Origin of the sequence: Mesorhizobium sp. M1E.F.Ca.ET.041.01.1.1 (assembly GCF_003997355.1) — a bacterium.
GTDB lineage: Bacteria > Pseudomonadota > Alphaproteobacteria > Rhizobiales > Rhizobiaceae > Mesorhizobium.
Genome location: NZ_RZSL01000601.1, coordinates 1 through 3,512 on the forward strand (window position 1 = coordinate 1; position 3,512 = coordinate 3,512).

Annotated in this window: 3 protein-coding genes and 1 pseudogene; 3 read left to right on the top strand and 1 reads right to left on the bottom strand. The window is 66.5% G+C overall.

Annotation, left to right across the window (positions count from 1 at the left end; translation table 11 throughout):
- Window positions 1-209 precede the first annotated feature (209 nt).
- A complete protein-coding gene (locus tag EOA38_RS30975; RefSeq protein WP_127221200.1) occupies window positions 210-644 on the bottom strand; it encodes an SRPBCC domain-containing protein in 435 nt (144 codons plus the stop codon).
- A gap of 162 nt (window positions 645-806) precedes the next feature.
- On the opposite strand from EOA38_RS30975, the gene EOA38_RS30980 reads away from it, so the two are divergent.
- From EOA38_RS30980 to EOA38_RS30990, 3 genes and pseudogenes are all read left to right on the top strand, one after another.
- Window positions 807-1,904 carry an adenylate/guanylate cyclase domain-containing protein gene (locus EOA38_RS30980; RefSeq protein ID WP_127301015.1) on the top strand — a complete coding sequence of 366 codons (1,098 nt, stop codon included), beginning with the start codon at window positions 807-809 and terminating at the stop codon, window positions 1,902-1,904.
- Window positions 1,905-2,032: 128 nt separating this feature from the next.
- Complete coding sequence (locus EOA38_RS30985; protein WP_127221199.1) at window positions 2,033-2,680, top strand: thiamine phosphate synthase; 648 nt, start codon at window positions 2,033-2,035, stop codon at window positions 2,678-2,680.
- A 43-nt stretch (window positions 2,681-2,723) separates the two neighbouring features.
- Window positions 2,724-3,512: pseudogene (locus EOA38_RS30990) on the top strand (sel1 repeat family protein); the annotation flags it as partial.

The following is a 3,512-nucleotide window of genomic DNA, read 5'->3' on the forward strand; positions in this document are numbered from 1 at the left end:
CCGCTTCTACGAACGGCTCGGCTTCAAGGCGAGCCACATCGGCTTCAAGCTCGAACTCTAATGCATGCCGCCCAGAAGTGTGCGCGGTTCTGGGACAACGACGTGCATCAAAACAAGGACTTAAAGCGCGTCGCCTGAATCCGTTTCAGCGCGACGCGCTTTAGTCTAGCGGTTGGCGTCGTTGGCTGTCGGCAATCGCGGCCGCAGCCCTACATCTTGTCCGGTCCCGGGTCGCCACCGGCGGCGGTGATTGCGAGCCGGCCCAGATAGTGCGTCCAGCCCTTCTCATGGCTGTCGCAAATCTCTCGGTCGGCAAGGCCGCTGTGGGTGAGCTTGACCCGTGTTCCGCCCGACTCTTCGACGAGATCGATTTCAACAAGGCTCGAACCGGGCGGTGTCCGGCCATTGCCCTCCCAGCCGAAGCTGTAGGCAAGGCGGTGGACGGGTACGACCTCGGTGAATTGGCCGCGTGCCGTGGCTCTTCCTGCCAAATTCAGCAAGTAAAGACCGCCGGGGGTGGGCTCTGCCGTTGCCTCCGTTCCCATCCAGCGCACGATCTTGTCGGGATCTGTCAGGAAGGCGAAGACCGTCGCCGGCGGCGCCGCGATCTGCACCTCGCGACGAACGATCAAGGGTTCAGCCATCGAAATCTCCCGGGTGTGCGCGCGGCAACTTGGCTCGCCCGACAGGCGGCGCCGGACCAGCGCTTTCGATTCGAAGCTAAATCGCCCTTTCGTTCAACAAAAATCTCCTTGGGTCGATTCGCGCTGGTGACAGCGACGGAACGCCGACGCATGATCGTGTCGATGCGGCTTTCTTCAAGTCTCGCCTGGCTGGTCGACAGCGCCGGCGGCGCCGTCCAACCGGATGATTTTCTGGCTACGCTCGGCGCGCGGCTGGTTGACGATGGGCTGCCGCTCGCCGGTGGCGCCCTGACGCTCGCCGCGCCGCATCCGATCATAACGCGCCGCGCCTGGCTGTGGCGGGCCGAGACAGGCGTCGTCATGGAGGCGCTGGGTTTTGGCGCCGGCACGATGCCTGGAGCCAGGGAGGGCGATCTCGGACGCGAATGGCTGGCCGGACTGGGAACCGGTGTTGTGCACGATTACACGGTTGAGCCTGAACGTGAGGATGCGCAATCCGAGAATCCAAAACTGAATTGGGTCGCAACCCGTCCTCTCGCGGAGCACGAATCGAACACACTGGACCAGGTGGCGCGCTTCGCAGCCGCGCCACTTGCCGCTCTCGCCGCCAGGTCGGCGCTGTCGGCCCTGCTCCAGGCCTATCTCGGGCAGCGAAGCGCGGCGCAGGTGTTGGCCGGCCGTTCTCGGCGCGAGGTTGGTGAGACGATCCGCGCCGTCCTGCTCTACAGCGATCTGCGCGACTTTACCGCCCTGTCGGAGAAGACGGAAGCCGAACAGGTCGTGGCGGCGCTCAACGCCAGCTTCGACCGCATCGCCGGCGCCGTTCACGCTTTTGGCGGCGAGGTGCTGAAATTCATCGGCGACGGGGTGCTGGCGATCTTTCCTGTCGGCGAGCGCTCGGCTTCCGAGGCTTGCGAGGCCGCGTTGCGCGCGATCGGAGCGGCGCGGGCGGGAATGGCGCAGCTCAATCAGGTTCGTACCAGACAGGGCATGCCCGAGCTGCAGTTCGGCATGGCGCTGCATCTGGGCGACATGGTGTGGGGCAATGTCGGCACAGCCGACCGGCTGGATTTCACCGCGATCGGCCCGGCCGTGAATCTCGTCAGCAGGCTCGAAGGCCTGTGCCGGCCGCTTGGACGGACTGTGCTGATCTCCGGCGCTGTCGCGGCGGAAATATCAACGCCCCTGGTCCCGCTGGGCGAACACCAATTGCGCGGAATCGCCAGATCGTGCGCCGTCTTCGGCCTACCGGACGGGTGATCCCCCGTCTATACCAGGAGCGCCCCCAATGATCCTGCTTCGCCCGCCTGTTCAAGCCGAACGCTTTGTTCTATGCCGCAATGCAACCATCTTCGCCCGGCATAGGCGAAAACCGGGATCGAAGACCAATGAATGAAGCAACGCCGCCCAATCGCTGCCGCATCGTGCTGATCGCGCCGCCGCTTGCGACGGCCGAACACATCTGCGCGGCGTTCGAGGGCGGCGACGTCGCTTCGCTGATCCTGCCTGACAACGGCATGGACGATGCCGCCTTCCAGGCCTTCGCCGAGAAGATCGTGCCGGTCGCGCAAGGTGCCGGCATCGCCGTCATCATCGCCGGCGACAGCCGCATCGCCGGCCGCGTCCACGCCGACGGCATCCATGTCGAGGCAAACCGCCGGGAACTCGCCGAGACGATCGAGCGCTTGGCGGACAAGATGATGGTCGGGGCCGGCGGCGCCAAGACACGCGACGACGCGCTGCAGCTCGGCGAGGAGCGGCCCGACTATATGTTCTTCGGCCGCTTCGGCTACGACAACAAGCCGGAGCCGCATCCGCGCAACCTCTCGCTCGGCGAGTGGTGGGCGCAGATGATCCAGATTCCCTGCATCGTCATGGCCGGCTCCGAGCTCGCCTCGGTGGAAACGGTAGCGGCCACCGGGGCCGAGTTCGTGGCGCTCTCCAGCGCCGTTTTCGCCGACGGCACTGATCCGCGCGCGGCGGTCGCCGCCGCCAACGCGCTGCTCGACGAAACCGCGCCGCGCTTCGAGGACTGACGTGGGCTGCCCCCGGCTTTTCTTCGCGGCATTGGCCGCTGCCTTGACGATCCAGACGGCCGCGGCGGCGGGCGCGGAGACCGTGCCGCTGCCGCAGCCCAGGCCGGACACGAGCGCCCCCAATACAAGCGCTCCCAATGCAAGCACCCCGAATACTGGCGTCCCGAATACTGGCGTCCCGAACACAAGCGTCCCGAGTCCTGGTGCGGCACATATTGGCAAGCCGATCGAGACACCGCTGCCGCAGCCGGCGACGCTCGCGCCGCCATCCGCCGACACCGTCAATCCCGACCGCTTCGGCGCCAAGCCGGCGGACGCCGCCTACGGCGCCTTCCAGCGCGGGCTCTACAAGACCGCCTACAACCTCGCCATGGTCCGGGCCAAGAACGGCGACCCCGCGGCCCAGACGCTGGTCGCCGAAATCCTGTCGCGCGGATTGGGCGTGCCGCTCAACGCGGCCGAGGCCGCGAAATGGTATGGACTTGCCGCCGAGCAGGGCGTGCCGGAGGCGCAGTTCCAGTATGCGCTGATGCTGCTCGACGGGCGCTATGTGAAGAAGGACGACAAGGAAGCCTATGCGCTGATGCAGGCCGCCGCCGAGGCCGGCAACCGCCTGGCGCAGTTCAATTTCGCGCAATTGCTCGTCCAGCAGGATCCGGGCGTCGCCGGCATTGCCAAGGCCGCCGCGTATTACCAGCGTGCCGCCGACACCGGCCTTGCCGACGCCGAATACGCGATGGCGCAAATCTACGCCAACGGCGCCGGCGGCAAACCGCGCGACGACGCCAAGGCACGCGTGCTTCTGGCGCAGGCGGCCCGGCAGAACTACGAC

Bases quoted from the DNA above. Each gene is read 5' to 3' on its own strand.
- EOA38_RS30975 (WP_127221200.1), bottom strand. From the start codon at position 644: ATGGCTGAACCCTTGATCGTTCGTCGCGAGGTGCAGATCGCGGCGCCG.
- EOA38_RS30980 (WP_127301015.1), top strand. From the start codon at position 807: ATGCGGCTTTCTTCAAGTCTCGCCTGGCTGGTCGACAGCGCCGGCGGC.
- EOA38_RS30985 (WP_127221199.1), top strand. From the start codon at position 2,033: ATGAATGAAGCAACGCCGCCCAATCGCTGCCGCATCGTGCTGATCGCG.